Source organism: Pseudomonas sp. G3-19, from assembly GCF_054855875.1.
In genome coordinates, this window is sequence record NZ_JBMPIQ010000001.1 from 12,655 (window position 1) to 38,364 (window position 25,710).

The following is a 25,710-nucleotide window of genomic DNA, read 5'->3' on the forward strand; positions in this document are numbered from 1 at the left end:
GGCAGTGCATTTCATCAGGCAAATGGGCGGCTTCGGGTGAAGTCAGCCTTGGCGGTTCATGACGCTGCGGGTTTTCAACTCGCATTCAAACAGAAATTCGAAGGCCTCGATCTGCCGCAGGGCATCGCTCATCTGCGCGCCCCAGGTGTAGAGGCCGTGGCCGCGAATCAGATAACCGACGCAATCGGGATGGGCGTCGAGCCAAGGCTGCACCTTGGCGGCAAGGCGCGCAATGTCCTGATCGTTGTCGAAGATCGGCACGCGCACCCGCGATTCGTGGGTCGAGATGCCGCTGAAGGCTTTTTGCAGTTCGTAGTCTTCGAACTCGATAAAGTCTTGCGGCGTCAGGCGCGACAGCACCGTGGCGTTCACCGAGTGGGTGTGCAGCACCGCGCCGATCTCCGGGCGCCAGCTATACAGCTGGGTGTGCAGCAGGGTTTCGGCCGAGGGCTTTTTGCCCGGTTCCAGGCTGTTGCCGGACAAATCCGTGGCGAGCACGTCGTCCAGGCCCAACTGGCCCTTGTGCTTGCCGGACACGGTCAGCAGCGCTTCGCTCGGCGACAGACGCGTCGAGTAATTGCTGCTGGTGGCCGGCGACCAGCCGCGACCATAAAGGAAACGCCCGGCGTCGACGATCTGCTGGGCGAGCTGTTCACGCGTAAGGCTCATGGCCTGTCCTCTTGCATACGTGTGGCAATGATAACGGCAGCAGCGAGCGCCGCGAGACTGGCAATACTAAAGGTCAATGTCGCACCGAGGGCATTCCAGCTGTAACCGGAATACAACGCGCCCAGCGCGCCACCGGTGCCGGCCAGCGCCGCGTACAGCGCCTGACCCTGACCTTGCTGACGCGCACCGAAGCTACGTTGCACGAACGCGATGGCAGCCGCATGAAAGCTGCCGAAGGTCGCCGCGTGCAGCACCTGGGCCAACAACAGTACCCAGAGGAATTCGGCGAACGAACCTAGCAGCAACCAGCGCAGCGCCGCCAGCAGAAAACTCGCCATCAGCACGCGGCGCAGGGAAAACCGCGCGAGAATCCGGCTCATGGCCATGAACATCAGCACCTCGGCGACCACGCCCACGGCCCAGAGCATGCCGATTGTGCCGCGTGTGTAACCGAGGCGTTCAAGGTGCAAGGTCAGAAACGTGTAATACGGGCCGTGGCTCATCTGCATCAGCGCGACACAGGCGTAAAACGCCAGCACACCGGGGCTGCGCAGCTGCTTGAGAAAGCCCTCCCCGCTCGGCCGATTACCTTGCGGTGGCTGCGCGTTCGGCACCCACAGGCTGCTGAGGACGATGCCGGCCATGATCAGCACCAGCGCCGCTGGGTAGATGTCGAGGCTCAGCCATTCGAACAGTCGGCCCAGCGCGACCACGGTGATGATGAAACCGATCGAGCCCCACAGGCGAATCTGGCTGTAGCGCGCGGTTTGCCCCTGCAAATGCGCGAGAGTGATGACTTCGAACTGCGGCAGCACCGCGTGCCAGAAGAACGCGTGCAACGCCATGACCATCGCCAGCCAGGCGTAGGTCTTGCTGACGAAAATCAGCGAGAACGTCAGCAACGTGCACACCGCGCCGAAGCGCACGATGGCCAGGCGTTTGCCGGTGTAGTCGCCGAGCCAGCCCCAGATGTTCGGCGCCACACAGCGCATCAGCATCGGGATCGCCACCAGCTCGCCGATCCGCGCAGCACTGAACCCGAGGTGATCGAAGTACAGCGCCAGAAACGGCGCTGTCGAACCGAGCAAGGCGAAATAGAACAGATAGAAACTGGACAGCCGCCAGTACGGGAGCGCCGCCACGGTCAGACCGCGACGGCTTGGCGATCAACCATCAAAGCTGACCCAGCACCGGGGTGCTGACGCGCACGTCGGCGTTCTGCCCACGATGACGCAGCAGGTGATCCATCAGCACGATGGCCATCATCGCTTCGGCAATCGGCGTGGCGCGGATGCCGACGCACGGGTCGTGACGGCCCTTGGTGATCACGTCCACCGGGTTGCCGTGGATGTCGATCGAACGGCCCGGGGTGGTGATGCTCGACGTCGGCTTCAGTGCCAGATGCGCGACGATCGGCTGACCGGACGAGATGCCGCCGAGGATGCCGCCAGCATTGTTGCTGAGGAAACCTTGCGGGGTCAGTTCATCGCGATGCTCGGTGCCGCGCTGGGCGACGCAGGCGAAACCGGCGCCGATTTCCACGCCTTTCACCGCGTTGATGCTCATCAGCGCATGCGCCAGTTCAGCGTCGAGGCGGTCGAAAATCGGCTCGCCGAGACCCGGCATCACGCCTTCGGCAACCACGGTGATCTTCGCCCCGACCGAGTCCTGATCACGGCGCAACTGGTCCATGTAGGCTTCCAGTTCCGGGACCTTGTCCGGATCCGGGCTGAAGAACGCGTTCTGTTCCACCGAATCCCAGGTCTTGAACGGGATTTCGATCGGACCCAGCTGGCTCATGTAGCCACGGATGACGATGCCCTGGCTGGCCAGATACTTTTTGGCAATCGCACCTGCCGCCACACGCATCGCGGTTTCCCGCGCCGAGCTGCGACCGCCACCACGGTAGTCGCGCTCGCCGTATTTGTGGTGGTAGGTGTAGTCGGCGTGCGCCGGGCGGAACAGATCCTTGATCGCCGAGTAGTCCTTGGACTTCTGGTCGGTGTTGCGGATCAGCAGGCCGATCGAGCAACCGGTGGTGCGGCCCTCGAACACGCCGGAAAGGATTTCGACTTCATCGGCTTCCTGACGCTGGGTGGTGTGGCGGCTGGTGCCTGGCTTGCGCCGATCGAGGTCGCGCTGCAGGTCTTCGAGGGAGATCTCCAGGCCCGGCGGGCAGCCGTCGACAATGGCGACCAACGCCGGACCATGGCTCTCGCCAGCGGTGGTGACAGTGAACAACTTGCCGTAGGTATTGCCGGACATGCAGGACGCTCCGTGAAATCAAACCCGAATTCGTGATGCGCGCCAGTATACGCAGGCTAACCGAGTAGTTCATCCTCGAACCTTAGTGGTGTTGGTGAGTCCAACCGGCACCTTGGCGAATGATGGCGTGATGATGCTGCGAGTTCTGATCTTGAGTCTTACCCTGTTTACCGGTTTTGCCCACGCGACTGTCCTGCAGCGCCCGATCTCTCTGGATACCGGGAGCGGTGAACTTTTCGGCTCGCTGTTGCTGCCAAAATCCGACAACCCAGTGCCGGTTGTCCTGATCCTTGCCGGCTCCGGTCCTACAGATCGTGACGGCAATAACCCCGATGGCGGACGCAATGACAGCCTCAAGCGGCTGGCCTGGGTGCTGGCCAAACACAACATCGCCAGCGTGCGCTACGACAAGCGCGGGGTGGCTGCGAGCCGGCCGGCCACACCTGACGAGCGCAATCTGTCGGTGGAAGGCTACGTCGACGACGCCGTGGCGTGGAGCCAGAAGCTGAAAAACGATCCGCGCTTCGGTTCATTGATTCTGCTCGGTCACAGCGAAGGCGCCCTCATCGCCACCCTCGCAGCCCCGCGCGCGGAGGCTGCTGCGCTGATTTCGCTGTCCGGCAGTGCCCGCCCGGTGGATCAGGTGATCCGCGAGCAACTGGCGCGCAGCCTGCCGCCACCGTTGATGTTGCGCAGCAACCAGATTCTCGACAGCCTCAAGGCCGGTCACACCGATGCCGACGTGCCGGCGCCGTTGCAACCGATCTTCCGCCCGAGCGTGCAGCCGTACCTGATTTCGCTGTTTCGCCAGGACCCGGCCAATGCCTTTGCACAACTGAAGATGCCGGCGCTGATCGTCCAGGGCAGCAACGACATGCAGGTCGGCGTCGGCGATGCGCAGGCGCTGAAAGCCGCCAAACCCGACGCCGAACTGGTGGTGATCGAAGGTATGAACCACGTCATGCGCATCGTCCCCGCCGATGTGAAGCGGCAATTGGCCTCGTACAAGGACCCCAATTTGCCACTGGCGGCGGAACTGGGCGGCAAACTCATCGAATTTATTGACGGCATTCGCAACCGTTAACCGTAGTTTGCCCTCCAGTCCTGCAAAAAACGGCCGATAAGCCTTTGTCGCCAGCGTACCGGCTGGCGACAAGCAGAGCTTGGACAGGATCTCGCCGTTATGACTGATACCCCGACTTCACCCGACACCACCGCTGAAAAAGACGCACCGCCAGCGGTCGAGCTGCCATGGGCGGACGTCAGCGTCGAGCACCACAAGATGCTCCGCCTGGCCCCACTGCAGACTGATCGTCACACCGGTGGCCGGCCGTTGCGCTTTGTCGAATTCGGCTATGCCGAGCGCAACAGCAAAGAACACAGCCTGATGCGCATGGCGATCAAACTGCCCGGTCAGCGCGTGCGCAAAGAGCAGAACCACCTCGACGTTTGGGTCGATCACACCAGCAAACGTGTGCACTTCGGCCCCGACAGCGGTTTGCAGATCGAACCGTTGAACCGTGGCATCGGCCGTTTCATGGCCGCGCAAGGCATCAACTGGGCGAAAAAACGCTGGCCCGCCTACACCGTCGACGGCATGGACTTGAACAACAAGGACGCGCTGAACGAAGACACCCGCCTGCGTCGCGATCACTTCTTGCGCGTGCATGGTTTTGACGTGGTTTACGCCGACGCCCAGCATTTGAAGGGCAGCGTCAAAGAGGTACAGGTCGGTGACCTGTTGGGCGACTGGAACAGCGAGAAGCTGCAGATCGTCGAGATTCTCGAAGCGGCGCAGATGCTGCAACAGGCCGAGCAGAACCTCGCCGAGCAGGAAGTGAAGCTGAAGAAGCAGGAAGACAAGGTCAGCAAGTTCAAGCGTGAAGACGCTGGATTGCGCTTTACCATTACCTGTCTGGTGGCGTTTGCGGTGTTTCAGGCGGGATTGTTGATCTGGATTGCTACGCACCGCTGAAATCAGCGTTGACCTGTGGCGAGGGAGCTTGCTCCCGCTCGACTGCGAAGCAGTCGTAAAACATGCACATGCGGTATGTCTGGTGCACCGTCATTGCATATTTTGGGTCTGCTTCGCAGACCAGCGGGAGCAAGCTCCCTCGCCACAAAAGTCAGTCAGGTCAGACGCGGGAAGCGAACAAGGCCTGATGATCGCGGCACTGCTCCGCCGTCAGCATGAACACACCATGCCCGCCGCGCTCGAATTCGAGCCAAGCAAAATCGACTTCCGGGTACAGCGCTTCGACGTGCACCTGGCTGTTGCCCACCTCAACGATCAATAGCCCCTTCTCGGTCAGGTGATCTGCCGCTTCGGCGAGCATCCGCCGCACCAGGTTCAGACCGTCATCTCCGCAGGCCAGGCCCAGCTCCGGTTCGTGCTGGTATTCGTCCGGCATGTCGGCGAAATCTTCGGCATCAACGTACGGCGGGTTCGACACGATCAGGTCGAAACGCTGCCCCGGCAGGCCATCGAAACCATCGCCCTGCACGGTGTACACACGCTCATCGACGCCATGGCGCTCGATGTTCTGGTTGGCCACTTCCAGCGCTTCGAACGACAGGTCCGCCAGCACCACTTCAGCGTTCTGGAACACGTAGGCGCAGGCGATACCGATGCAGCCCGAGCCGGTGCACAGGTCGAGGATGCGTGCCGGCTCGTCGCCGATCCACGGTGCGAAGCGGTTTTCGATCAGCTCGCCAATCGGCGAACGCGGGATCAGCACGCGCTCATCAACGATGAACGACATGCCGCAGAACCACGCCTCGCCCAGCAGGTACGCCGTCGGGATGCGCTCTTCGATGCGGCGCTTGAGCAGGCGTTGCAGGTTGACCAGCTCGTCGTCTTCCAGCGCACAGTCGAGGTAGCTGTCGGCGATCTCCCACGGCAGGTGCAAGGCACCGAGCACCAACTGCCGGGCTTCATCCCAGGCGTTGTCGGTGCCATGGCCGAAAAACAGATCCTCCCCATGGAAGCGGCTGACGGCCCAACGGATGTGGTCGCGCAGGGTACGAAGTCGGGAAGTGATCACGGGGCAGAACTCCAGAAAAAACGACTGGCGATTCTACCAGCCAAAACGCGTCACGACGACGCGGGAAACATTCGCGGCCGACAGTAGGACTTTTCTGTTTTTTGCATCAGCTATTGAACAGAACGTGTAACTTGACAAGGCTGCAGGCCAGTAACGACGCTGCCTACGATGGTAGCGGTTCACAGAACCGCTCAGCCAGAGGACAATGCCGCAAAAGCCCCACCCCAAGGAGCCCCGAATGTCCGTTCCAAAAACGATGTTTCAACTCAGCGGCCGCGGTTACGCAGCGGCCACACTGAGCCATGCCACCGTGGTCATCATCGATGCCCAGAAAGAGTACCTCAGTGGCCCGCTGGCCCTGAGCGGCATGGACGCGGCCGTCGCGAACATCAAACAACTGGTCGCCGCGGCCCGTGCAGCCGGTCGGCCGATCGTGCACGTGCGTCATCTCGGCACCGTCGGTGGCCTGTTCGACCCGCAGGGCGAACGCGGCGAATTCATCCCCGGCCTTGAGCCACAAGGTGACGAAACCATCATCGGCAAACTGCTGCCGAGCGCGTTCCACGGCACCGAACTGCTCGACCGTTTGCAGAATCTTGGCTCGCTGGACCTGATCGTCTGCGGTTTCATGAGCCACTCCAGCGTCAGCACCACCGTACGCGCGGCGAAGAACCTGGGCTTCCGTTGCACCCTGGTCGAAGACGCCTGCGCCACCCGTGACCTGCCGTTCAAGGGCCGCGTGCTCAGCGCCGCCGTGGTGCAGGAAGCGGAAATGGCGATCATGGCCGACAACTTCGCCACCCTCGCCCTGACTCAAGATCTGATCTGATCTGCTCTGATGAGCGGCTCAGCACGCCGCTCATCCGCAAAAGCCTCGCATTTGCTTCAATTGCCTTAGCCTCAGGAACAACCCGGTCAACTCCCGGTCGAAGGGCCGATACCCATTGAGGAAGGTCGGAATGAAGTTATCCGATGGATTTGACGCACGCCGCTTGCGGCCCAAAGGCCAAAGCAACTGGCGTTTTCGATTCGGCGCAGCGATCGCCGCCATTCTGGCGACGTTCGGTGTGCTGCTGGCGATGGCCGGTGCCGCCAGCCTGCTGGGGCGCCCGCCGGCGCTCGGCGACTTGAATGCCACGCCGACGGGTTCGGCGATCATTCTCGCGGTCGGCTTGTTGTTCCTGTATTTCGGCGTGGCCCTGTGGCGTCGATGCCGGCGGCGCGCCCGGCAATCGCGGGAGCTGAACATGTCCCCGCACCTGATGAAAAAACACGACTGACTCCACGGCCTGGCTTTTTGCCGGGCCGTTTTGTTTCGACTTGGGTAAACTGGCCGCCCTTCGCGGAGGCTGACATGCAAGACGACGATTTTTCCCTGTTCAAAAGTGCGATCCAAGGCGTCAAGCCGATCAAGCACGACCGCGCCGACACCGGCAAACCCAAGGCTGACCGCGCGCAGATCGCCAAACTGCGCCAGTCCGCCACCGTGCGCACCGACACCACCACCGTGGATGGCCTGTCCGATCAGTTCGTGATCGACGTCGGCCCCGAAGACGAGTTGATGTGGGCCCGCGACGGGGTGCAGGAAAGCCAGATGCGCAAGCTCAAGATCGGCCAGATCCCGTTCGAAGGCAGCCTCGACCTGCACGGCATGAACGTCGAAAAAGCCCGCGAGACCCTCTGGGCCTTTCTCGCCGAAGCGACCAAATTCGAAATCCGCTGCGTGCGCGTCACCCACGGCAAGGCCGTGCGCCTGGACGGCAAGCGGCCGATGATCAAAAGCCACGTCAACACCTGGCTGCGCCAGCATCCGCAAGTGCTCGGTTTCTGCTCGTGCCAGGCGAAACACGGCGGTGCCGGCGCGGTGTACGTGATGCTCAAACGCACCATGATGGAAGGCCGCGACGAATAATCGCGTTACACCGAACTTGCAGGGTTGTGTCCGCCACCGTACCCTTGCCCTTTGCGAAAATCCCCACAGGTAGTTTCATGTCCCTGGAACAGAATTACACCGCGATTCTCGGCCAACTGGGCGAGGACGTGTCCCGCGAGGGCCTGCTCGACACGCCAAAGCGTGCCGCCAAAGCCATGCAGTACCTCTGCCGCGGTTATGAACAGACGCTCGAAGAGGTCACCAACGGTGCCCTGTTCAGCTCCGACAACAGCGAAATGGTGCTGGTCAAGGACATCGAGCTGTACTCGTTGTGCGAACACCACCTGCTGCCGTTCATCGGCAAGGCGCACGTTGCGTACATCCCGAGCGGCAAGGTGCTGGGCCTGTCGAAGGTCGCGCGGATCGTCGACATGTACGCCCGCCGCCTGCAGATCCAGGAAAACCTCAGCCGTCAGATCGCCGATGCGGTGATGCAAGTCACCGGTGCGCTGGGCGTGGCCGTGGTGATCGAGGCCAAGCACATGTGCATGATGATGCGCGGTGTCGAGAAACAGAATTCGTCGATGATCACTTCGGTGATGCTCGGTGAGTTCCGCGAAAACGCGGCGACTCGCAGCGAGTTCCTCAGCCTGATCAAGTAATCGGCTGCAGAAAAAAACCGGCGTTGATCGCCGGTTTTTTTTCGCCTGTGAAAAATCGGGTAAGCTGCGCGCCCTTCTCTCTTTGCACCGTGAGGCTTTCAACGTGTTCGTAAAAGCGCTTCGTGTCGGCCTTGGCCAACTGATCATCTTCATTGACTTCATCACCCGCCCAGGCAAGAAACAGCGCCCGGCCGAGGTACAGGCGCAAGTCAACGCCGCCGCCAAAGGCCTGACCCTGTATCAGTTCCACGCCTGCCCGTTCTGCGTGAAAACCCGTCGTACGCTGCGTCGCCTGAATGTGCCGGTCGCACTGAAGGACGCGAAGAACAACGAACAGGATCGCCAGACGCTGCTGGACCAGGGCGGCAAGATCAAAGTGCCGTGCCTGCGCATTGAAGAGAATGGGCAGACGACCTGGATGTACGAGTCCAAGGTAATTATTGATTATCTGGATAAGCGTTTCGCGGCGGTCTGAGTCTTTTTGGGTGCATTTGAAGGCCCTATCGCGAGCAGGCTCACTCCTACAATTGGAATGCGTTCTCCTGTAGGAGTGAGCCTGCTCGCGATGAGGCACTTGAGGGCATCATAAATCCCAGACAAAAATAAACCGGCCCTCGAGCCGGTTTATTTTTTTCAGGCTGCTTTGTCTAGTTGCGCCTGCCTCACCACCGCCGCCAACCGCTTCAACCCTTCATCCAGTCGCGCCGGGTCGATGTGACTGAAATTCAAACGCAGATGCCCGAGGTTTTTATCCGGTTCGGGAAAGAACGGCTCGCCCGGCATGAACGCCACGTCACTGGCCAGCGCTTCGTTGAGCAAGGTTCGCGTATCCAGCGGTTGCTTGAGCGTCAGCCAGAAAAACAACCCGCCCTGCGGCATGTTCCAGTGCGCCAGATCGGAAAAGTGCGTTTCCAGCGCTGACTGGAAAGCATCGCGGCGCTGCCGGTAGAAACCGCGCAGTTCGCTCAGGTGCTGCTGATATTTTTCCGTGCCGATCCATTGCAGCGCCTGCCACTGGCCGATGCGGTTGGTGTGCAGATCCGCCGATTGTTTTAGCTTGAGCAAATGCGGGAACAGGTCCGGGCTGGCGATCAGGTAGCCGACGCGCAAACCCGGCAGCAAGGTTTTCGACACGGTGCCGGTGTAGATCCAGCTGGCTTTCTGCAAACGCCCGGCAATCGGTTTGGCGCTGCCGCCATCGAACGTCAATTCGCGGTACGGCTCGTCTTCGATCAGGGTCACGCCGAATTCATCCAGCAACGCGGCGACGGCGGCGCGCTTGGCTTCGCTGTAGCGCACGGCGGAGGGGTTCTGGAACGTCGGGATCAGGTAGATGAACGCCGGGCGATGTTGCTCAAGTCGACTGCGCAGTTGGGCCAGATTCGGGCCATCGGCCTCTTGCGGCACGGTCAGGCAATCGGCGCCGAACAGCTGAAAGATCTGCAGCGCGGCCAGATAGGTCGGCGCCTCCAGCAGGATTTCGGTGCCTTTGTCGATGTATAACTTGGCCGCCAGATCCAGGGTCTGCTGGGAACCGCTGACCACCAACACCTGACTCGCCGTGCACTCCAGCCCCAACGCTCGCGCCTGCGCCGCCAGCGCTTCACGCAGCGCCGGCTCGCCCTCGCTCATGCCGTACTGACCCAGCGCCAGCGGCATCTCGGACCATTCGACTTTCGGCAGCATGGCTTCGGCGGGAAGGCCACCGGCGAACGACATCACCTCCGGGCGCTGGGCGGCGGCGAGGATTTCACGGATCAGAGAACTTTTAAGGCGCGAAACACGTTCGGAAAAAGCCATGGGAGTCACCGGTAGCGAGGCCTGGGAAAAATGAGTCAAACTGGTTGACTGAAACTACGACAGCTTGAGCGAGTACGTCAACATGCTTGACCTTAAAAACCCCGCCAGCCAGCAACAGGCGATGGAAGCGTTTTTCTTCGGCTATCAGGCGTTCACCGCCAAGGCTGATGAAATGCTCGAGCGGCGCGGCCTGTCCCGGGTGCATCAGCGGATTGTGTTCTTCATCGCGCGTTATCCGAATTTGAGCGTGAAGGAATTGCTGGGATTGCTCGGCGTGAGTAAACAGGCGCTGAACATGCCGTTGCGCCAGTTGCAGGAAATGCACCTTGTGGAAAGCGTGGCGTCGGAGGCAGACAAGCGTAAGCGCCTGCTGGAGCTGACTACTGAAGGTGAGAAGTTTGAGCAGGCGTTGCGGCGTGAGCAGGTGAAATTGCTCGAGCGGGTGTTTGCTGAGGCTGGGGAGGCGGCGGTGAATGGGTGGTTGTCGGTGAATATGGCGCTTGGGAGCACTCAGTCACATCTTGATTGACTGGACTGGCCTCTTCGGGAGCAAGCCCCCTCCCACAGTGGATCCAGTGGACCCTAATCATGGGTAACCAGCAGAACCCTGTGGGAGGGGGCTTGCTCCCGAAGGGGCCAGAACAAGCGATATATCCCTATCGCCTGACCTTTCGTAAACAAAACCAAAAACAATATTTGCTTTATTTGTACACAAAAGCATAATCCACTGCGTGCGAGTTCCTGACCGAATGGTCAACAAATTCGCGTATGCCTCAAAGGGCTGCTGCCACCCCTCATGGGTCCGGCCCTGGAAATAACAATAAAACTCTTGAGGAGTACTCGCTGTGGAAAGCCGCAAATCCGAAGCATCGACGCTGGAACTCTCGCCGCCCTTACGCACAGGCGTGCTGGAGCGCATCTTCAAACTCAGCTTGCATGGCACCACGGTGAAGACCGAGCTGATTGCCGGTCTGACAACCTTCATCACCATGGCTTACATCATCTTCGTCAACCCGAACATCATGGCCGATGCCGGGATCGATCACGGTGCAGCCTTCGTCGCCACCTGCATCGCCGCCGCGCTCGGCTGCCTGCTGATGGGCCTGTACGCCAACTGGCCAGTGGGCCTGGCACCGGGCATGGGCCTCAACGCCTTCTTCACTTACACCGTAGTCGGCACCATGGGCTACAACTGGGAAACCGCGCTCGGTGCGGTGTTTGTTTCCGGTGTGCTGTTCATGATCCTGACCTTCTCGCGGATTCGCGAATGGCTGCTCAACAGCATCCCGGTCAGCCTGCGCTTTGCGATGGGCGCTGGCGTCGGCCTGTTCCTCGGGCTGATCGGTCTGAAAACCGCTGGCATTGTCGTCGACAGCCCGGCCACCCTGATCAAACTCGGCTCCCTGCGTGAACCCGGCCCGCTGCTGGCGGCGATCTGCTTCCTGATGATCGCGATCCTCAGCTACCACAAAGTCTTTGGCGCGATCCTCATCAGCATCATCACCGTGACCTTGGCCGGTTGGGGCCTGGGCATCGTGCACTACTCAGGCATCATGTCGACTCCGCCGAGCCTGGCGCCTACGTTCATGGCCATGAACATCGCCGGTGTGTTCAACGTCAGCATGATCAGCGTGGTCCTGGCTTTCCTCTTCGTGCACATGTTCGACACCGCGGGCACCCTGATGGGCGTGGCTCAGCGCGCCAATCTGGTCAACGCTGACGGGCGTATCGAAAACCTTTCCCGGGCGATGAAAGCCGACAGCGCCTCCAGCGTCTTCGGCGCGGTAGTCGGTGTCCCTCCGGTAACAAGCTATGTGGAAAGTGCCGCGGGTGTAGCGGCTGGTGGTCGGACTGGTCTTACCGCAGTCACCGTGGGTGTGCTATTTATAGCGGCGATGTTTTTCGCACCGCTGGCCGGGATGATTCCGGCTTACGCCACCGCCGGCGCGCTGATTTATGTCGCGATGCTGATGATGGGCGGCATGGCCCACATCGAATGGGATGAAGCTACTGACGCCATTCCGGCAATCGTCACAGCGATCATGATGCCGCTGACCTTCTCGGTCGCCGACGGCATTGCGCTGGGCTTCATCACCTACGTGGCGTTGAAGGCCGGTACCGGCAAGTACAAGGAAATTTCCGTCAGCCTGTGGGTGCTCTGCGCGATCTTCATCGCCAAGTTCATCTTCTTGTAAGCGTCACGCGGTTCAAGCGTCAAACCAGCCTCACCCTCGCGGGTGGGGCTTTTGCACATTCTTGAGTACAACAAAAAAAGGAGCAAAGTGATGAGTCTGGAAACCTGGCTGCTGTTCAGCGGCGCGGCATTGGTGGTGATCCTGATTCCGGGGCCGCTGTCATTGCTGATGATCAGCAACAGTCTGAACTACGGCTTGCGCCGCTCTTACCCGGCATTTCTCGGCGGCGTGATCGCTTCGATCTGCCTGCTCAGTGCGTCGGCGCTGGGGCTTGGCGCCCTGCTGCTGGCGTCGGAACAACTGTTCAGCGCCCTGAAAATCGTCGGCGCGCTGTACCTGTTCTACCTCGCCTGGCAGAGCTGGCAGCAATCGCGCCAGCCAGCGGTCGGCGCCGAAGTGCCGCAGGCCGCTCCGGTGCCACGTTTCCGCACGCTGTTCGGCCGCGCGTTTGTCTTGGGCGCGAGCAATCCGAAGGACATTCTGTTTTTCGCCGCGTTTCTGCCGCAGTTCCTTAGCGCGCAACAACCGTTTCTGCCGCAGTTGCTGATCATGATCGCGACCTGGGTGGTGCTCGACCTGTGCTGCAAACTGGCTTACGGGCTGGGTGCACATGGCGCGGCGCGCTATCTGCGCAGCGGCAAGGGGCAGAGCTGGTTCAACCGGGTGAGTGCCGGATTGTTCAGTGGTGCCGGTGCTGCGTCGCTGTTGAGCCGCTGACAGCAAAAGCTTCGCGAGCAAGCCCGCTCCCACATTTGGAATGCATCCCCTTGTGGGAGCGGGCTTGCTCGCGAAGGCGTCAGATCAGACAACACTTTCCTCCAGGCGAAAAAAAGCCCGCAGTGTGAGCGGGCGAAAGACCAAAGAAGCTATATGCGCAGTCGCTTCCCGGTGGGGGCAGCTGCTTGGGGGTCAGCTGCCCCGATAGGTGGAATAGCTGTAAGGCGAGATCAGCAGGGGTACGTGGTAATGATCCTGCTCGGCGGAGATGCCGAAACGCAGCACCACCACGTCGAGGAACGCCGGCTCCGGCAGTTGCACGCCACGGGCGCGGTAGTAATCGCCGGCGTGAAACTGCACCTGATAGACCCCGGTGCGGTAGTCATCGCCTTGCAGCAGCGGCGCATCGACCCGGCCATCGCTGTTGGTAATCGCACTGGCGACCAATTCCAGGTGCGAACCTTCAACGCGGTACAGCTCGACCTTGATCGAGCTGCCCGGGCAACCGTGTGCAGCGTCCAAAACGTGTGTTGTCAAACGTCCCATTGATTCTGCGCGCCTGGCCGCAAAGAGCAGTCAGACTTCGCGCCTCCCGAAGTCAGGTAAAAAGGAGACCGCACCGATTCGGAGCACGAAAAGTTGCGGCGAGCGACTGATTAAGACACTTTTCAAAAAAATTGTACACAATAAAAACGACATTTTTCGCATCACCCCCGCCATTCGGGTGTTTACCCTTGATATGCCCCCCAAGTGCCTGGCTATTGAACCTGCGATCCATTAGCTGACTGATCAGGCAGGTTTCTTGCAGGCTCACGCCATTAACAGCAAAAGATGACAGTCGGTGAAAAATGCGAAAATTCAGGCTTACAAATTGCGAATAAAGTTGTATACAATCAGCCCATCGCTGTGACGCCAGCCTGTGCAGGCCGTTACACAAACCTGTCAACGAATAAGAAGGAAGACTGCAGTGAGCGCTGACTACCCACGCGACCTGATCGGTTACGGCAGTAACCCTCCTCACCCACACTGGCCGGGCAACGCGCGCATCGCCCTGTCCTTCGTGCTCAATTACGAAGAAGGCGGCGAGCGCAACATTCTGCACGGCGACAAAGAATCCGAAGCCTTCCTCTCCGAGATGGTTGCTGCCCAGCCGCTACAAGGCGCGCGCAATATGAGCATGGAATCGCTTTACGAGTATGGCAGCCGCGCCGGCGTCTGGCGGATCCTCAAGCTGTTCAAGGAATTCGACATTCCCCTGACCATCTTCGCCGTGGCCATGGCTGCCCAGCGCCACCCGGATGTGATCCGCGCGATGGTTGAAGCCGGTCACGAGATCTGCAGCCACGGCTACCGCTGGATCGACTACCAGTACATGGACGAGGCGCAGGAGCGCGAGCACATGCTCGAAGCGATCCGCATCCTCACCGAACTCACCGGCGAACGCCCACTGGGCTGGTACACCGGCCGCACCGGCCCGAATACCCGGCGCCTGGTGATGGAAGAAGGCGGTTTCCTCTACGACTGCGACACCTACGACGACGACCTGCCCTACTGGGAACCGAACAACCCGACCGGCAAACCGCACCTGGTGATCCCGTACACCCTCGACACCAACGACATGCGCTTCACCCAGGTGCAGGGTTTCAACAAGGGCGACGATTTCTTCGAATACCTCAAAGACGCGTTCGACGTACTGTACGCCGAGGGCGCCGAAGCGCCGAAGATGCTTTCGATCGGTCTGCACTGCCGGTTGATCGGCCGTCCGGCGCGTCTGGCCTCGCTCAAGCGCTTCATCGAATACGCCAAAAGTCATGAACAGGTGTGGTTCAGCCGTCGCGTCGACATCGCGCGTCACTGGCACGAAACCCACCCGTACCAAGGGGCCGCCCAATGAGCCGCTTTCAAACCCTGCAACCGTCGAGCCTGAGCCGCGACGCTTTCGTCAAAGCCTTCGCCGACATCTACGAACATTCGCCATGGGTAGCCGAAAAGGCCTACGACCTGGGAGCGGACGCCTCGATCGACGAGATCGAAACCCTGCACCAGCGCATGAGCGACATCCTGTTGAGCGCCGATCACACCAGTCAACTGGCACTGATCAACGCTCACCCGGACCTGGCCGGCAAAGCTGCCGTCCAGGGCCAACTGACCGAAGCCAGCACCAATGAACAGGCGGGCGCCGGTATTCACCAATGCACGGCCGAAGAGTTTCAGCGCTTCACCGAGCTGAACGACGCCTACAAGGCCAAGTTCAAGTTTCCCTTCATCATGGCGGTAAAAGGCAGCAACCGGCATCAGATCCTCGCGGCGTTCGAAACGCGCATTCACAACTCGGTCGACACCGAATTCAAATGCGCGCTGGCGGAGATCAACAAGATCGCCCTGTTCCGTTTACTGACTCTTTAGCGAAGCCTGGCCCGAGTGCGTCAAACGCGGAGAGCACCCAGGGCCTTGCAAGCATCCCCAGCCAACTTATTAAAGGCAGACAAGAAGAATGAAAGCTTACGCCGTACCTTTCGAGAAGTTCGTCAACCTGGCCGATGCCCGTCTGGGCACCAAAATCATCTCGGTCACCGATGACTGGTTCGCAGACGCCAATCGTCTGTTTCAGCCGACCCCGGCCGTGTGGAAGGAGGGGGTGTTCGACGACAACGGCAAGTGGATGGACGGCTGGGAATCGCGTCGCAAGCGCTTTGAAGGCTACGACAGCGCGGTGATCCGCCTGGGCGTACCGGGTTCGATCAAAGGCGTGGACATCGACACCTCATTCTTCACCGGCAACTTCCCGCCATCGGCCTCGCTGGAAGCGTGCTTCCTGGCCTCGGGCGAGCCGGACGAAAACACCCAGTGGACTGAAGTGCTGTCGGCCGTCGAGCTGCAAGGCAACAGCCACCACTACCACGAAATCAGCAATGACCAAGCGTTCAGCCACTTGCGCTTCAACATCTACCCGGACGGCGGTGTCGCCCGTCTGCGCGTGTACGGCATTCCGTTCCGCGACTGGTCCGCTGTTGGCGACAACGAACAGGTTGACCTGGCAGCAGCCCTCAACGGTGGCCGCGCCCTCGCCTGCTCCGACGAACACTTCGGTCGCATGAGCAACATCCTCAACCCGGGCCGTGGCATCAACATGGGCGACGGCTGGGAAACCGCACGTCGTCGTACCCCGGGCAATGACTGGGTGATCGTCGCGCTGGGCCACCCGGGCGAGATCGAAAAAATCATCGTCGACACCCTGCACTTCAAGGGCAACTACCCGGACACCTGCTCGATCCAGGGCGCGTTCGTCAAGGGCGGCACCGACAGCCAGATCGAAACCCAGTCGCTGTTCTGGCGTGAACTGCTGCCGAGCCAAAAGCTGGAAATGCACGCCGAACACACCTTTGTCGAGCAGATCAAGGCACTGGGCCCGATCACCCACATCCGCCTCAATGTGTTCCCGGACGGTGGTGTGAGCCGCCTGCGCGTTCTCGGCAAGGTAGCGAAGTAAGCGGCGCGACCATTCGCGAGCAAGCTCGCTCCCACATTGATCGCAATTCCTGTGGGAGCGAGCTTGCTCGCGAAAGCGTCAGATCAAACAACACAGAATTCGGATAAGAAGAACAGCATGCGCACACTAACGATTGAACCGCTGACCAAAGAAGCCTTCGCCCCCTTCGGTGACGTGATCGAAACCGACGGCAGCGACCACTTCATGATCAACAACGGTTCGACCATGCGCTTCCACAAACTGGCGACGGTCGAAACCGCTACGCCTGAGGACAACGCGATCATCAGCATCTTCCGCGCCGACGCGCAGGACATGCCGCTGACCGTGAGCATGCTGGAACGCCATCCGCTGGGCAGCCAGGCTTTCATTCCGCTGCTCGGCAACCCCTTTCTGATCGTGGTCGCGCCACTTGGCGATGTACCTGTATCAGGCTTGGTCCGCGCCTTCGTCACCAACGGCAGGCAGGGCATCAATTACCATCGCGGCGTCTGGCACCACCCGGTGCTGACGATCGAAAAGCGGGATGACTTCCTGGTGGTTGATCGCAGTGGCACAGGCAATAACTGCGATGAGCATTTTTTCAAAGAGGATGAGCGTTTGATCCTCGCCCCCCACCAATAAGAGAAGGTCTGATCACTCGACAACAAGAGTGACAGGCGAGAGGTAAAGACTGTGGAAGCACATCTGTTGGAATGGCTGAACCTGAGCGTGCGCTGGGTTCACATGATCACTGGCGTGGCCTGGATCGGCGCGTCGTTCTACTTCGTCTGGCTGGAGAACAACCTCAACCGCGTCAACCCGAAAACCGGTCTGGCCGGTGATCTGTGGGCGATCCACGGCGGCGGTATCTATCACCTGGAAAAATACAAACTGGCTCCGCCGTCGATGCCGGAGAACCTGCACTGGTTCAAATGGGAAGCCTACTTCACCTGGATGTCGGGGATCGCGCTGCTGTGCGTGGTGTTCTACTCCAACCCCGTGCTCTACCTCGTGGCACCCGGCAGCGGCCTGACCGGCCCTGAAGGCGTGGCCATCGGCATCGGTTCGCTGATCGCCGGCTGGTTCATCTACGACTTCCTCTGCGATTCGGCCCTTGGCAAGAAACCCGCCCTGCTCGGCTTCATCCTGTTCGTGCTGATCATTGGCGCGGCGTATGGCTTCAGCAAGGTGTTCAGCGGTCGCGGTGCATACCTGCACGTCGGCGCGATCATCGGCACCATCATGGTCGGCAACGTGTTCCGCATCATCATGCCGGCACAGCGTGCACTGGTCGCAGCGATCGCCGAGAACCGTACACCGGACCCGGCGCTGCCGGCCAAAGGCCTGCTGCGGTCGCGTCACAACAACTACTTCACCCTGCCGGTGCTGTTCATCATGATCAGCAACCACTTCCCGAGCACCTACGGCAGCCAGTACAACTGGTTGATTCTGGCCGGGATCGCGGTGTTGGCGGTGTTGGTGCGTCACTACTTCAACACCCGTCACGACAGCCACAAGTTTGCCTGGACCCTGCCCGTGGCAGCGGTGGGCATGATCACCCTGGCGTACGTCACCGGCCCTGCGCCGATGCCGACCGCACCGGACGTGGCCAAGGCACCCGCGAAAATCGAGTACCAACCGCTGCCGGAAACGGCACTGGGCGGTGGCGCGAAACCGGCTGAAACGGCGGCACCTGCAGCGCCAGCAGCCCCTGCAGCAGCACCGGCGCAAGCGTCCAACGCAGGCCCTGCGTTCGACAAGGTGCACAACGTGATCCAGGAACGCTGCGCGGTCTGCCATTCGGCCAAACCGACCAGCCCGTTGTTCAGCGCGGCGCCCGCCGGTGTGATGTTCGACACCCCCGAGCAGATCCGCCAGAACGCGGCGCGGATCCAGGCGCAAGCCATCACCACGCAGATCATGCCACTGGGCAACATCACGCAGATGACCCAGCAGGAACGTGACCTGATCGGTGCATGGATCGCCCAGGGAGCCCAGACCAACTGAGCCAGACAAAAGCCTGTGTAAAAGCAGGCTTTTGGGGTGAAGGGATTTACCTGTGCTTGAGGATCTACCTGTGGTGAGGGGATTTATCCCCGATCGGCGGCGCAGCCGTCGCAATACCTGTAATTGCCATCTGCCTGATGTATTGCGATTGCAGGTTTTTGGGGCTACTTCGTAGCCCATCGGGGATAAATCCCCTCGCCACAATAAATCTCCTCATAACAAATGGTTTCCTCACCACAACAAGCTTTTTGCCACATATACGAATGATGCAAAAGGACAGCTGTGAGCCACCCGGCAGCTGTTCAATCACAAGAATAAAAAAGATCCGAGGTGTTGCATGTCCGAGCTGTCCAAAGCGCGCATCCCCGACGCACCCGCCATTCAGCGTTTGCCCCTTTTGCAACTGATCCTGGTCGGTTTGCAACATGTTCTGCTGATGTACGGCGGTGCCATCGCGGTGCCGTTGATCATCGGACAGGCCGCTGGCCTGAGTCGTGAAGAAATTGCCTTCCTGATCAACGCCGACCTGCTGGTCGCCGGTATCGCCACCATCGTCCAGTCGCTGGGTATCGGCCCGATGGGCATCCGCATGCCGGTGATGATGGGCGCCAGTTTCGCCGCCGTCGGCAGCATGGTCGCCATGGCCGGCATGCCCGGTATCGGTCTGCAAGGGATCTTCGGCGCGACCATCGCCGCCGGGTTCTTCGGCATGCTCATCGCGCCGTTCATGTCCAAGGTCGTGCGCTTCTTCCCGCCTTTGGTGACCGGCACGGTCATCACCTCGATCGGTTTGTCGCTGTTCCCCGTGGCCGTGAACTGGGCCGGCGGCGGTGCCGCCGCGGCGCAATTCGGCTCGCCGATTTACCTGGCCATCGCCGCTCTGGTGCTGGCGACGATTCTGCTGATTCACCGCTTCATGCGCGGATTCTGGGTCAACATTTCCGTGCTGATCGGCATGTGCCTGGGCTACGTGCTCTGCGGCGCCATCGGCATGGTCGACCTGAGCGGCATGGCCAACGCGCCGTGGGTTCAGTTCGTCACCCCGCTGCACTTCGGCATGCCGAAATTCGAACTGGCGCCGATCCTGTCGATGTGTCTGGTGGTGGTGATCATTTTCGTCGAGTCCACCGGGATGTTCCTTGCGCTGGGCAAGATCACCGGTCAGGAAGTCTGCCCGCGGATGCTGCGTCGCGGCCTGCTGTGCGATGCCGGCGCCTCGTTCGTTGCCGGGTTCTTCAACACCTTCACCCACTCCTCGTTCGCGCAGAACATCGGTCTGGTGCAGATGACCGGCGTGCGCTGCCGCTCGGTGACCATCGTCGCCGGTGGTCTGCTGATCGTGCTCAGCCTGCTGCCGAAAGCCGCATTCCTGGTGGCGTCGATTCCGCCGGCGGTGTTGGGCGGTGCGGCGATCGCGATGTTCGGCATGGTTGCTGCCACCGGGATCAAGATCCTGCAAGAAGCCGACATCGGTGACCGGCGTAATCAACTGCTGGTGGCGGTGAGCATCGGCATGGGCCTGATCCCGGTGGTGCGTCCGGAGTTCTTCGCGCATCTGCCGCTGTGGATGAGCCCGATCACCCACAGTGGCATCGCCATGGCCACGCTCAGCGCGCTGACGTTGAATCTGCTGTTCAACATCCTCGGCGGCGCCGAACGCGCAGCGATCAACGACTGCCACGCACATCAGCATTAACAGCAACCGATTTAACCCTGTAGGAGTGAGCCTGCTCGCGATAGCGGTATGACATTCAACACTTGAGTTGACTGAAAGAACGCCATCGCGAGCAGGCTCACTCCTACAAAGGGAAACAGCTCTGCGCCTTAAAAATAAAAACAAGAGGGAGCAACCGATGATTCGCACGCAAACCAGCGTTCTGTTGAGTAGCGGCCTGCTGGCCGCGAGTCAGGCCATGGCCGGCGATTTACTGCTGTGGCAGACCAACAGCCTGAGCTACCTGTACGGCAAGAACTTCGCGATCAACCCGTCGATCCAGCAGACGGTGACGTTCGAGCACGCCGACAAGTGGAAGTACGGCGACAACTTCCTGTTCGTCGACAAGATCTTCTACAACGGTCAGGAAGACCGCAACAAAGGCCCGCACACCTTCTACGGCGAATTCACCCCGCGCTTCTCGTTCGGCAAGATCTTCGACCGGAAAATCGAGTTTGGCCCGATCAAGGACGTGCTGCTGGCGATGACCTACGAGTACGGCGAAGGCGATAGCGAGGCCTACCTGATCGGCCCCGGCTTCGACCTCAAGGTGCCCGGCTTCAACTACGTGACCCTGAACATCTTCCGTCGCCAGACCGAAGGCCCGCGCCCCGGCGACGGCGTCTGGCAGATCACCCCGGGCTGGTCGTACAGCGTGCCGCTGGGCAATTCCGACCTGTTGATCGACGGCTATCTGGACTGGGTGGTCGACAACGACCAGAACTCGCGCGGCACCTACCACGCCAACCTGCACATCAATCCGCAGATCAAATACGACCTCGGCAAAGCCCTCGGCTGGAGCCACAAGCAGCTGTATGTCGGCACCGAATACAGCTACTGGAAGAACAAATACGGCGTCGAAAGCAGCCACAACCTCGACACCAACCAGAACACCGCCAGCCTGCTGGTGAAGGTGCACTTCTGAGATGGCCCGCAACCGTGCCCCATACCTGTCGTCGGTGCTCTGTTGCGGGGCACTTGAGAGCTGGCCGAGGAGTCAGTATTCTCCGCGGCCTCTTGAATTCGGTCTAAAAAAAAGCCCGGATTTAATTCCTGACCGACAAGCCAACTTATCCCGGCCCCGGTCAGTACCGAGGCATCCCGAAAACACGCGCAATCGACTGTTTTTCAGCAGCCGAACGGGCGTTTTTTTGCTTTTCGAAAGCGTTGGCCCAGCTCTTGCTATCACCAGCGAAGCTGACCGATCGGATGACTTTTGCAGCGACGAAAAAAGGCGCCACACCAGAGCGCCGATCTTAAAAAAATAAACGTGGAACACCTACTTTGGGAGCAACCGAATGAAACGTATGTGCACCAGCCTGATGCTCGCGGGATCGATGCTGGCCGGCGGCGAGGCCATGGCCGACGGCCTGCTGCAATGGCAGAACAACAGCCTGACCTACCTCTACGGCAAAGACTTCAAGGTCAACCCGGCGATCCAGCAGACCGTCACCTTCGAGCACGCCGATGCCTGGAAGTACGGGGACAACTTCCTGTTCGTCGACAAGATCTTCTACAACGGCAAGCCGGATGGCGGCGTCGGCAACAACACTTACTATGGCGAATTCAGCCCACGCCTGTCGCTGGGCAAGATCCTCGACCAGAAGATCGAATTCGGTCCGGTCAAGGATGTGCTGCTGGCGATGACTTACGAGTTCGGTGAAGGCGACGTCGAGTCGTACCTGATCGGCCCGGGTTTTGACCTGGCGATTCCAGGCTTCGACTACTTCCAGCTGAACTTCTACCAGCGCCACACCGAAGGCTCGCGCGCCGGTGACAACGTCTGGCAGATCACCCCGGTCTGGTCCTACACCATTCCGGTTGGCGACTCGAACATCCTGATCGACGGTTTCATGGACTGGGTGGTCGACAACGACGTCAACAGCAAAGGCGAATACCACGCCAACCTGCACTTCAACCCACAGGTCAAATACGACCTGGGCAAGGCGCTGAATTTCGGCGAGAAGCAGCTGTACGTCGGTGTTGAATACGACTACTGGAAAGACAAGTACGGGATCGACGACACCCGTGCGTTCACCACCAATCAGAACGTGACCAGCTTCCTGGTGAAGTTCCACTTCTGATCCTGGTATCAGTGGCGTCTGCAAGGACGCCTTCGCGAGCAAGCCCGCTCCCACACTGGTTTTGTGACCAACACAGAACCAATGTGGGAGCGAGCTTGCTCGCGAATGGCTTCAGCACAAATATCAGGTGGGCGCGACCGCCTCGGTGATCCCGAGAAACCGGCACAACTCCTCACGCTTGGCCAACGCATCGCGCCGTCCCAGGTCGATCAGCTCGCTGCAATACCCCGCCTCGAACAACAGATAACTCAGCACCCCTGCCCCACTGGTCTTGGTCGCCCCCGGGCCGCGCAAGAACAGACGCAATGCCGCCGGCAATTCCTGTCGATGTCGCGCCGCGATCTCGTCGATCGGCTGACTCGGCGCAATCACCAGCACCTCCACTGGTGCCACACCCAACTCTCGGGTCGGCGTGCCCTCGGGCATCAAGTGGCTGAACTGGTTCAGACGCTGCAGCAACTCGATGTCGCTCTCCAGACTGTCAATGAACGTGCTGTTGAGCATGTGTCCGCCAATCTGCGCCAGCGTTGGCTGCTGACCGCTGTAGGCGCGCTCCAGCGGCTGCTGCGGATCAAACCCGCGCGGGTTGCCGCTGACGCCCACCACCAGCACCCGACTCGCACCCAGGTGCAGCGCCGGGCTGATCGGCGCCGACTGGCGTACCGCGCCGTCGCCGAAATATTCCTCACCGATTTTCACCGGGGCAAACAGCAACGGGATCGCCGAACTGGCCAGCAGGTGATCCACCGACAATTGCGCCGGCACGCCGATCCGCCGATGGCGCAACCACGCATCGATCGTGCCGCCGCCCTGATAGAAGGTCACCGCCTGCCCCGATTCGTAGCCGAACGCGGTCACCGCCACCGCATGCAATTGCTTGCGGGCGATGGATTCGGCGATCCCGGGCATGTGCATTTTTTCATTGAGCAGCTCGCGCAGCGGCGAACTGTTGAGCAGCGCCACCGGCAGTTGGCGACCGATGCCGAGCAGGCTGTGACTGACAAAGCGGCTGGCCTGACGGATCACCCCCGGCCAGTCGCTGCGCAGCACCCGATGGCTGCGAAAGCCCTGCCAGAACAGCGTAAGGCGTTCGATGGCCGCGCGAAAATCGGTGGCGCCGCTGGCCAGGCTGACCGCATTGATCGCCCCGGCCGAAGTGCCGACGATCACCGGAAACGGATTGTCCGCGCCCAGCGGCAGCAATTCGGCAATCGCCGCCAGCACCCCCACCTGATACGCCGCCCGAGCCCCGCCGCCGGAAAGAATCAAACCTGTGACCGGTTCCGCTGGGCTCATCGCAACGCTCCATGGTGCTTGAAAGTGTGAGTGAATCAGCCGCGCCGTTTCGGGTAAAGCTTCGGCTCACCCGGTGGACGGCTCTTGAAGCGGCGGTGCGCCCACAAGTATTGCTCAGGGCAGGCGCGCAGCGCACTTTCCACCCACTGGTTGATGCGGAGGCAGTCGGCCTCTTCGGTTTCACCCGGGAAGTCTTCCAGCGGCGGGTGGATCACCAGTTTGTAACCGCTGCCATCCGCCAGACGCTCCTGAGTAAACGGCACCACCAGCGCTTTACCCAAGCGGGCGAATTTGGTGGTCGCGGTCACGGTCGCAGCCTGAATGCCGAACAGCGGCACGAAGATGCTTTGCTTGGCGCCGTAATCCTGATCCGGTGCGTACCAGATCGCCCGGCCCGAACGCAGCAACTTGAGCATGCCACGCACGTCGTCACGCTCCACCGCCAGCGAATCGAGATTGTGCCGCTCACGGCCCCGACGCTGGACGAAGTCGAACAACGGGTTCTTGTGCTCGCGGTACATGCCATCGATGGTGTGTTGCTGACCGAGCAGCGCGGCGCCGATTTCCAGGGTGGTGAAGTGCGCGGCCATGAGGATCACGCCCTTGCCTTCGCGCTGGGCCTTTTGCAGATGCTCCAGGCCTTCGACATGCGCCAGTTTGGCCAGACGCTCACGGGACCACCACCAACTCATCGCCATTTCAAAAAAAGCGATGCCGGTGGAGGCGAAGTTTTCCTTGAGCAAGCGTTTACGCTCGGCGGCGGATTTTTCCGGGAAGCACAGCTCGAGATTGCGCTTGGCGATACGCCGCCGGTCGCCGGCTACGCGATACATCAATGCGCCCAGCACACGACCGATCGTCAGTAAAACCGCATACGGCAACTGCACGACCAGCCACAACAGCCCCAGACCGCACCAGAGCGGCCAGAAGCGGGGAGAAAGATAGGCTCTTCGAAAACGCGGGCGATCCATTAAAGCTTCCGTAAATTCAGTGGCCGCGCATTCTACATCGTTCGACCCGGCTTGCGGCTCGCGGGCGTTCTCGTTATAAGTCTCGGCACTTTTAGTGACAAGCCGTTGTATGCCGATATGAGCCAAAACGAAACGCCAGACCGAGATCCCGTGTTCCAGTTGAAGGGCAGCATGCTGGCCATCACGGTGCTGGAACTGTCCCGCAACGACCTCGACAGCCTTGATCGGCAACTGGCCGCCAAAGTCGCCCAGGCGCCGAATTTCTTCAGCAATGCACCGCTGGTCCTGGCGCTGGACAAACTGCCGCCCGGCGAAGGCGCGGTCGATCTGCCCGGCCTGATGCGCGTATGCCGTCAACATGGCCTGCGCACCCTGGCGATCCGCGCCAGCCGTATCGAAGACATCGCTGCCGCCATCGCCATCGACATCCCGGTGCTGCCGCCGTCCGGCGCCCGCGAGCGACCGCTGGAAGCGCCGGAACCGGAAGTCAAAAAGAAGCCGGAAAAGCCGCCGGAGCCAACGGTCAAACCGACCCGCGTCATCACCACGCCAGTACGTGGTGGCCAACAGATATATGCCCAGGGTGGCGATCTGGTGGTGGTGTCCTCGGTCAGTCCGGGGGCGGAACTTCTGGCCGATGGCAACATCCATGTATACGGCCCGATGCGCGGTCGCGCACTGGCCGGCGTCAAAGGCGACACCAAGGCGCGGATTTTCTGTCAGCAATTGAGCGCTGAACTGATCTCCATCGCCGGGCATTACAAGGTTTCCGAAGATTTGCGCCGCGATCCACTGTGGGGCTCCGGCGTCCAGGTCAGCCTGTCGGCCGACGTGTTGAACATCATTCGGCTTTAACGGATACTGCCGCATTTTCCAAGCATCTCTAAAACGTAGCGAAAACGGCTCAAACGAAGTAGGAAAAAGGAACAAGCAGCGTTTGCCCC

27 protein-coding genes are annotated in these 25,710 nt (G+C 60.6%); 19 read left to right on the forward strand and 8 right to left on the reverse strand.

The window, feature by feature from the left end:
• Positions 1–42: 42 nt before the first annotated feature.
• Genes ACOYXI_RS00075 through aroC form a run of 3 tightly spaced genes read right to left on the reverse strand, consistent with a single transcriptional unit; the run spans position 43 to position 2,934 of the window.
• Positions 43–669, reverse strand: coding sequence for a methylthioribulose 1-phosphate dehydratase (locus ACOYXI_RS00075; protein ID WP_007959997.1), 627 nt, complete (start codon positions 667–669; stop codon positions 43–45).
• A complete protein-coding gene (locus ACOYXI_RS00080) occupies positions 666–1,811 on the reverse strand; it encodes an MFS transporter (RefSeq protein ID WP_461674098.1) in 1,146 nt (381 codons plus the stop codon). Before ACOYXI_RS00080 ends, ACOYXI_RS00075 begins: the two co-directional genes overlap by 4 nt.
• Before the next feature lie 31 nt (positions 1,812–1,842).
• Positions 1,843–2,934, reverse strand: a complete 1,092-nt coding sequence (gene aroC / locus ACOYXI_RS00085) for a chorismate synthase (protein WP_027613332.1) — start codon at positions 2,932–2,934, stop codon at positions 1,843–1,845.
• A 130-nt stretch (positions 2,935–3,064) separates the two neighbouring features.
• On the opposite strand from aroC, the gene ACOYXI_RS00090 reads away from it, so the two are divergent.
• Together ACOYXI_RS00090 and ACOYXI_RS00095 are read left to right on the forward strand one after the other, a co-directional pair.
• The gene (locus ACOYXI_RS00090; protein ID WP_461674099.1) at positions 3,065–4,018 is read left to right on the forward strand and encodes an alpha/beta hydrolase; all 954 of its coding nucleotides are present in this window, start codon (positions 3,065–3,067) and stop codon (positions 4,016–4,018) included.
• Positions 4,019–4,117: 99 nt separating this feature from the next.
• Positions 4,118–4,909 (forward strand): hypothetical protein, encoded by a 792-nt coding sequence (locus ACOYXI_RS00095; RefSeq protein ID WP_150369873.1) that lies wholly within the window; start codon positions 4,118–4,120, stop codon positions 4,907–4,909.
• A gap of 160 nt (positions 4,910–5,069) precedes the next feature.
• Here the strand turns inward: ACOYXI_RS00095 and prmB are convergent, their stop codons facing one another.
• Positions 5,070–5,978 (reverse strand): 50S ribosomal protein L3 N(5)-glutamine methyltransferase, encoded by a 909-nt coding sequence (gene prmB / locus ACOYXI_RS00100; protein ID WP_461674100.1) that lies wholly within the window; start codon positions 5,976–5,978, stop codon positions 5,070–5,072.
• Between the two features lie 238 nt (positions 5,979–6,216).
• On the opposite strand from prmB, the gene ACOYXI_RS00105 reads away from it, so the two are divergent.
• The 5 genes from ACOYXI_RS00105 (at position 6,217) to ACOYXI_RS00125 (ending at position 8,988) form a co-directional block, all read left to right on the forward strand.
• Complete coding sequence (locus ACOYXI_RS00105; RefSeq protein ID WP_003223193.1) at positions 6,217–6,807, forward strand: cysteine hydrolase family protein; 591 nt, start codon at positions 6,217–6,219, stop codon at positions 6,805–6,807.
• Positions 6,808–6,937: 130 nt separating this feature from the next.
• Positions 6,938–7,258: a hypothetical protein gene (locus tag ACOYXI_RS00110; RefSeq protein WP_003223191.1), complete on the forward strand. Its 321-nt coding sequence runs from the start codon at positions 6,938–6,940 to the stop codon at positions 7,256–7,258.
• 74 nt (positions 7,259–7,332) lie between these two features.
• Positions 7,333–7,890 (forward strand): Smr/MutS family protein, encoded by a 558-nt coding sequence (locus ACOYXI_RS00115; RefSeq protein WP_027613336.1) that lies wholly within the window; start codon positions 7,333–7,335, stop codon positions 7,888–7,890.
• A 77-nt stretch (positions 7,891–7,967) separates the two neighbouring features.
• Complete coding sequence (gene folE, locus ACOYXI_RS00120; protein WP_003442011.1) at positions 7,968–8,513, forward strand: GTP cyclohydrolase I FolE; 546 nt, start codon at positions 7,968–7,970, stop codon at positions 8,511–8,513.
• 103 nt (positions 8,514–8,616) lie between these two features.
• A complete protein-coding gene (locus ACOYXI_RS00125) occupies positions 8,617–8,988 on the forward strand; it encodes a glutathione S-transferase N-terminal domain-containing protein (RefSeq protein WP_007960660.1) in 372 nt (123 codons plus the stop codon).
• Positions 8,989–9,146: 158 nt separating this feature from the next.
• Here ACOYXI_RS00125 and ACOYXI_RS00130 read toward each other — a convergent pair whose 3' ends face one another.
• Positions 9,147–10,313 carry an aminotransferase-like domain-containing protein gene (locus ACOYXI_RS00130; RefSeq protein WP_461674101.1) on the reverse strand — a complete coding sequence of 389 codons (1,167 nt, stop codon included), beginning with the start codon at positions 10,311–10,313 and terminating at the stop codon, positions 9,147–9,149.
• Between the two features lie 82 nt (positions 10,314–10,395).
• Between ACOYXI_RS00130 and ACOYXI_RS00135 the strand changes: the two genes are divergently transcribed.
• From ACOYXI_RS00135 to ACOYXI_RS00145, 3 genes are all read left to right on the forward strand, one after another.
• A complete protein-coding gene (locus tag ACOYXI_RS00135; protein WP_134785821.1) occupies positions 10,396–10,842 on the forward strand; it encodes a MarR family winged helix-turn-helix transcriptional regulator in 447 nt (148 codons plus the stop codon).
• 316 nt (positions 10,843–11,158) lie between these two features.
• The gene (locus ACOYXI_RS00140) at positions 11,159–12,508 is read left to right on the forward strand and encodes an NCS2 family permease (protein ID WP_003223176.1); all 1,350 of its coding nucleotides are present in this window, start codon (positions 11,159–11,161) and stop codon (positions 12,506–12,508) included.
• A gap of 90 nt (positions 12,509–12,598) precedes the next feature.
• A complete protein-coding gene (locus ACOYXI_RS00145) occupies positions 12,599–13,225 on the forward strand; it encodes a LysE family translocator (RefSeq protein WP_003223174.1) in 627 nt (208 codons plus the stop codon).
• 192 nt (positions 13,226–13,417) lie between these two features.
• Here ACOYXI_RS00145 and uraH read toward each other — a convergent pair whose 3' ends face one another.
• Entirely contained in the window at positions 13,418–13,771 is a 354-nt protein-coding gene (gene uraH, locus ACOYXI_RS00150) for a hydroxyisourate hydrolase (RefSeq protein WP_003223171.1), read from the reverse strand.
• A gap of 421 nt (positions 13,772–14,192) precedes the next feature.
• Here uraH and puuE point away from each other — a divergent pair, with 421 nt between their 5' ends.
• The 8 genes from puuE to ACOYXI_RS00190 all read left to right on the forward strand — a co-directional run bounded on the left by puuE (position 14,193) and on the right by ACOYXI_RS00190 (position 22,499).
• Complete coding sequence (puuE, locus tag ACOYXI_RS00155) at positions 14,193–15,119, forward strand: allantoinase PuuE (RefSeq protein WP_096797017.1); 927 nt, start codon at positions 14,193–14,195, stop codon at positions 15,117–15,119.
• Positions 15,116–15,631 carry a 2-oxo-4-hydroxy-4-carboxy-5-ureidoimidazoline decarboxylase gene (uraD, locus tag ACOYXI_RS00160; RefSeq protein ID WP_135295277.1) on the forward strand — a complete coding sequence of 172 codons (516 nt, stop codon included), beginning with the start codon at positions 15,116–15,118 and terminating at the stop codon, positions 15,629–15,631. Before puuE ends, uraD begins: the two co-directional genes overlap by 4 nt.
• 88 nt (positions 15,632–15,719) lie before the next feature.
• A complete protein-coding gene (alc, locus tag ACOYXI_RS00165; protein WP_003223166.1) occupies positions 15,720–16,715 on the forward strand; it encodes an allantoicase in 996 nt (331 codons plus the stop codon).
• A gap of 117 nt (positions 16,716–16,832) precedes the next feature.
• Complete coding sequence (locus tag ACOYXI_RS00170) at positions 16,833–17,336, forward strand: ureidoglycolate lyase (protein ID WP_027613342.1); 504 nt, start codon at positions 16,833–16,835, stop codon at positions 17,334–17,336.
• A 51-nt stretch (positions 17,337–17,387) separates the two neighbouring features.
• Positions 17,388–18,701, forward strand: coding sequence for a urate hydroxylase PuuD (locus tag ACOYXI_RS00175; RefSeq protein WP_134785817.1), 1,314 nt, complete (start codon positions 17,388–17,390; stop codon positions 18,699–18,701).
• Between the two features lie 337 nt (positions 18,702–19,038).
• The gene (locus ACOYXI_RS00180) at positions 19,039–20,397 is read left to right on the forward strand and encodes a nucleobase:cation symporter-2 family protein (protein WP_047292943.1); all 1,359 of its coding nucleotides are present in this window, start codon (positions 19,039–19,041) and stop codon (positions 20,395–20,397) included.
• A gap of 157 nt (positions 20,398–20,554) precedes the next feature.
• Positions 20,555–21,340, forward strand: coding sequence for an outer membrane protein OmpK (locus tag ACOYXI_RS00185; protein WP_139055452.1), 786 nt, complete (start codon positions 20,555–20,557; stop codon positions 21,338–21,340).
• 373 nt (positions 21,341–21,713) lie between these two features.
• Complete coding sequence (locus ACOYXI_RS00190; RefSeq protein ID WP_027613346.1) at positions 21,714–22,499, forward strand: outer membrane protein OmpK; 786 nt, start codon at positions 21,714–21,716, stop codon at positions 22,497–22,499.
• A 123-nt stretch (positions 22,500–22,622) separates the two neighbouring features.
• Here the strand turns inward: ACOYXI_RS00190 and ACOYXI_RS00195 are convergent, their stop codons facing one another.
• Together ACOYXI_RS00195 and ACOYXI_RS00200 are read right to left on the reverse strand one after the other, a co-directional pair.
• Complete coding sequence (locus tag ACOYXI_RS00195) at positions 22,623–23,795, reverse strand: patatin-like phospholipase family protein (RefSeq protein ID WP_247842999.1); 1,173 nt, start codon at positions 23,793–23,795, stop codon at positions 22,623–22,625.
• A 35-nt stretch (positions 23,796–23,830) separates the two neighbouring features.
• On the reverse strand, positions 23,831–24,766 hold the full coding sequence (locus ACOYXI_RS00200; protein WP_461674102.1) for a lipid A biosynthesis lauroyl acyltransferase: 936 nt from the start codon (positions 24,764–24,766) through the stop codon (positions 23,831–23,833).
• Positions 24,767–24,883: 117 nt separating this feature from the next.
• On the opposite strand from ACOYXI_RS00200, the gene minC reads away from it, so the two are divergent.
• Complete coding sequence (minC, locus tag ACOYXI_RS00205; protein WP_098967915.1) at positions 24,884–25,621, forward strand: septum site-determining protein MinC; 738 nt, start codon at positions 24,884–24,886, stop codon at positions 25,619–25,621.
• Positions 25,622–25,710 lie beyond the last annotated feature (89 nt).

Coding starts and splice junctions, on each gene's coding strand:
- ACOYXI_RS00075 (WP_007959997.1), bottom strand. CDS start 669: ATGAGCCTTACGCGTGAACAGCTCGCCCAGCAGATCGTCGACGCCGGG.
- aroC (WP_027613332.1), bottom strand. CDS start 2,934: ATGTCCGGCAATACCTACGGCAAGTTGTTCACTGTCACCACCGCTGGC.
- ACOYXI_RS00090 (WP_461674099.1), top strand. CDS start 3,065: ATGATGCTGCGAGTTCTGATCTTGAGTCTTACCCTGTTTACCGGTTTT.
- ACOYXI_RS00095 (WP_150369873.1), top strand. CDS start 4,118: ATGACTGATACCCCGACTTCACCCGACACCACCGCTGAAAAAGACGCA.
- ACOYXI_RS00105 (WP_003223193.1), top strand. CDS start 6,217: ATGTCCGTTCCAAAAACGATGTTTCAACTCAGCGGCCGCGGTTACGCA.
- ACOYXI_RS00110 (WP_003223191.1), top strand. CDS start 6,938: ATGAAGTTATCCGATGGATTTGACGCACGCCGCTTGCGGCCCAAAGGC.
- ACOYXI_RS00115 (WP_027613336.1), top strand. CDS start 7,333: ATGCAAGACGACGATTTTTCCCTGTTCAAAAGTGCGATCCAAGGCGTC.
- folE (WP_003442011.1), top strand. CDS start 7,968: ATGTCCCTGGAACAGAATTACACCGCGATTCTCGGCCAACTGGGCGAG.
- ACOYXI_RS00130 (WP_461674101.1), bottom strand. CDS start 10,313: ATGGCTTTTTCCGAACGTGTTTCGCGCCTTAAAAGTTCTCTGATCCGT.
- ACOYXI_RS00135 (WP_134785821.1), top strand. CDS start 10,396: ATGCTTGACCTTAAAAACCCCGCCAGCCAGCAACAGGCGATGGAAGCG.
- ACOYXI_RS00145 (WP_003223174.1), top strand. CDS start 12,599: ATGAGTCTGGAAACCTGGCTGCTGTTCAGCGGCGCGGCATTGGTGGTG.
- uraH (WP_003223171.1), bottom strand. CDS start 13,771: ATGGGACGTTTGACAACACACGTTTTGGACGCTGCACACGGTTGCCCG.
- uraD (WP_135295277.1), top strand. CDS start 15,116: ATGAGCCGCTTTCAAACCCTGCAACCGTCGAGCCTGAGCCGCGACGCT.
- alc (WP_003223166.1), top strand. CDS start 15,720: ATGAAAGCTTACGCCGTACCTTTCGAGAAGTTCGTCAACCTGGCCGAT.
- ACOYXI_RS00170 (WP_027613342.1), top strand. CDS start 16,833: ATGCGCACACTAACGATTGAACCGCTGACCAAAGAAGCCTTCGCCCCC.
- ACOYXI_RS00180 (WP_047292943.1), top strand. CDS start 19,039: ATGTCCGAGCTGTCCAAAGCGCGCATCCCCGACGCACCCGCCATTCAG.
- ACOYXI_RS00185 (WP_139055452.1), top strand. CDS start 20,555: ATGATTCGCACGCAAACCAGCGTTCTGTTGAGTAGCGGCCTGCTGGCC.
- ACOYXI_RS00190 (WP_027613346.1), top strand. CDS start 21,714: ATGAAACGTATGTGCACCAGCCTGATGCTCGCGGGATCGATGCTGGCC.
- ACOYXI_RS00195 (WP_247842999.1), bottom strand. CDS start 23,795: ATGAGCCCAGCGGAACCGGTCACAGGTTTGATTCTTTCCGGCGGCGGG.
- ACOYXI_RS00200 (WP_461674102.1), bottom strand. CDS start 24,766: ATGGATCGCCCGCGTTTTCGAAGAGCCTATCTTTCTCCCCGCTTCTGG.
- minC (WP_098967915.1), top strand. CDS start 24,884: ATGAGCCAAAACGAAACGCCAGACCGAGATCCCGTGTTCCAGTTGAAG.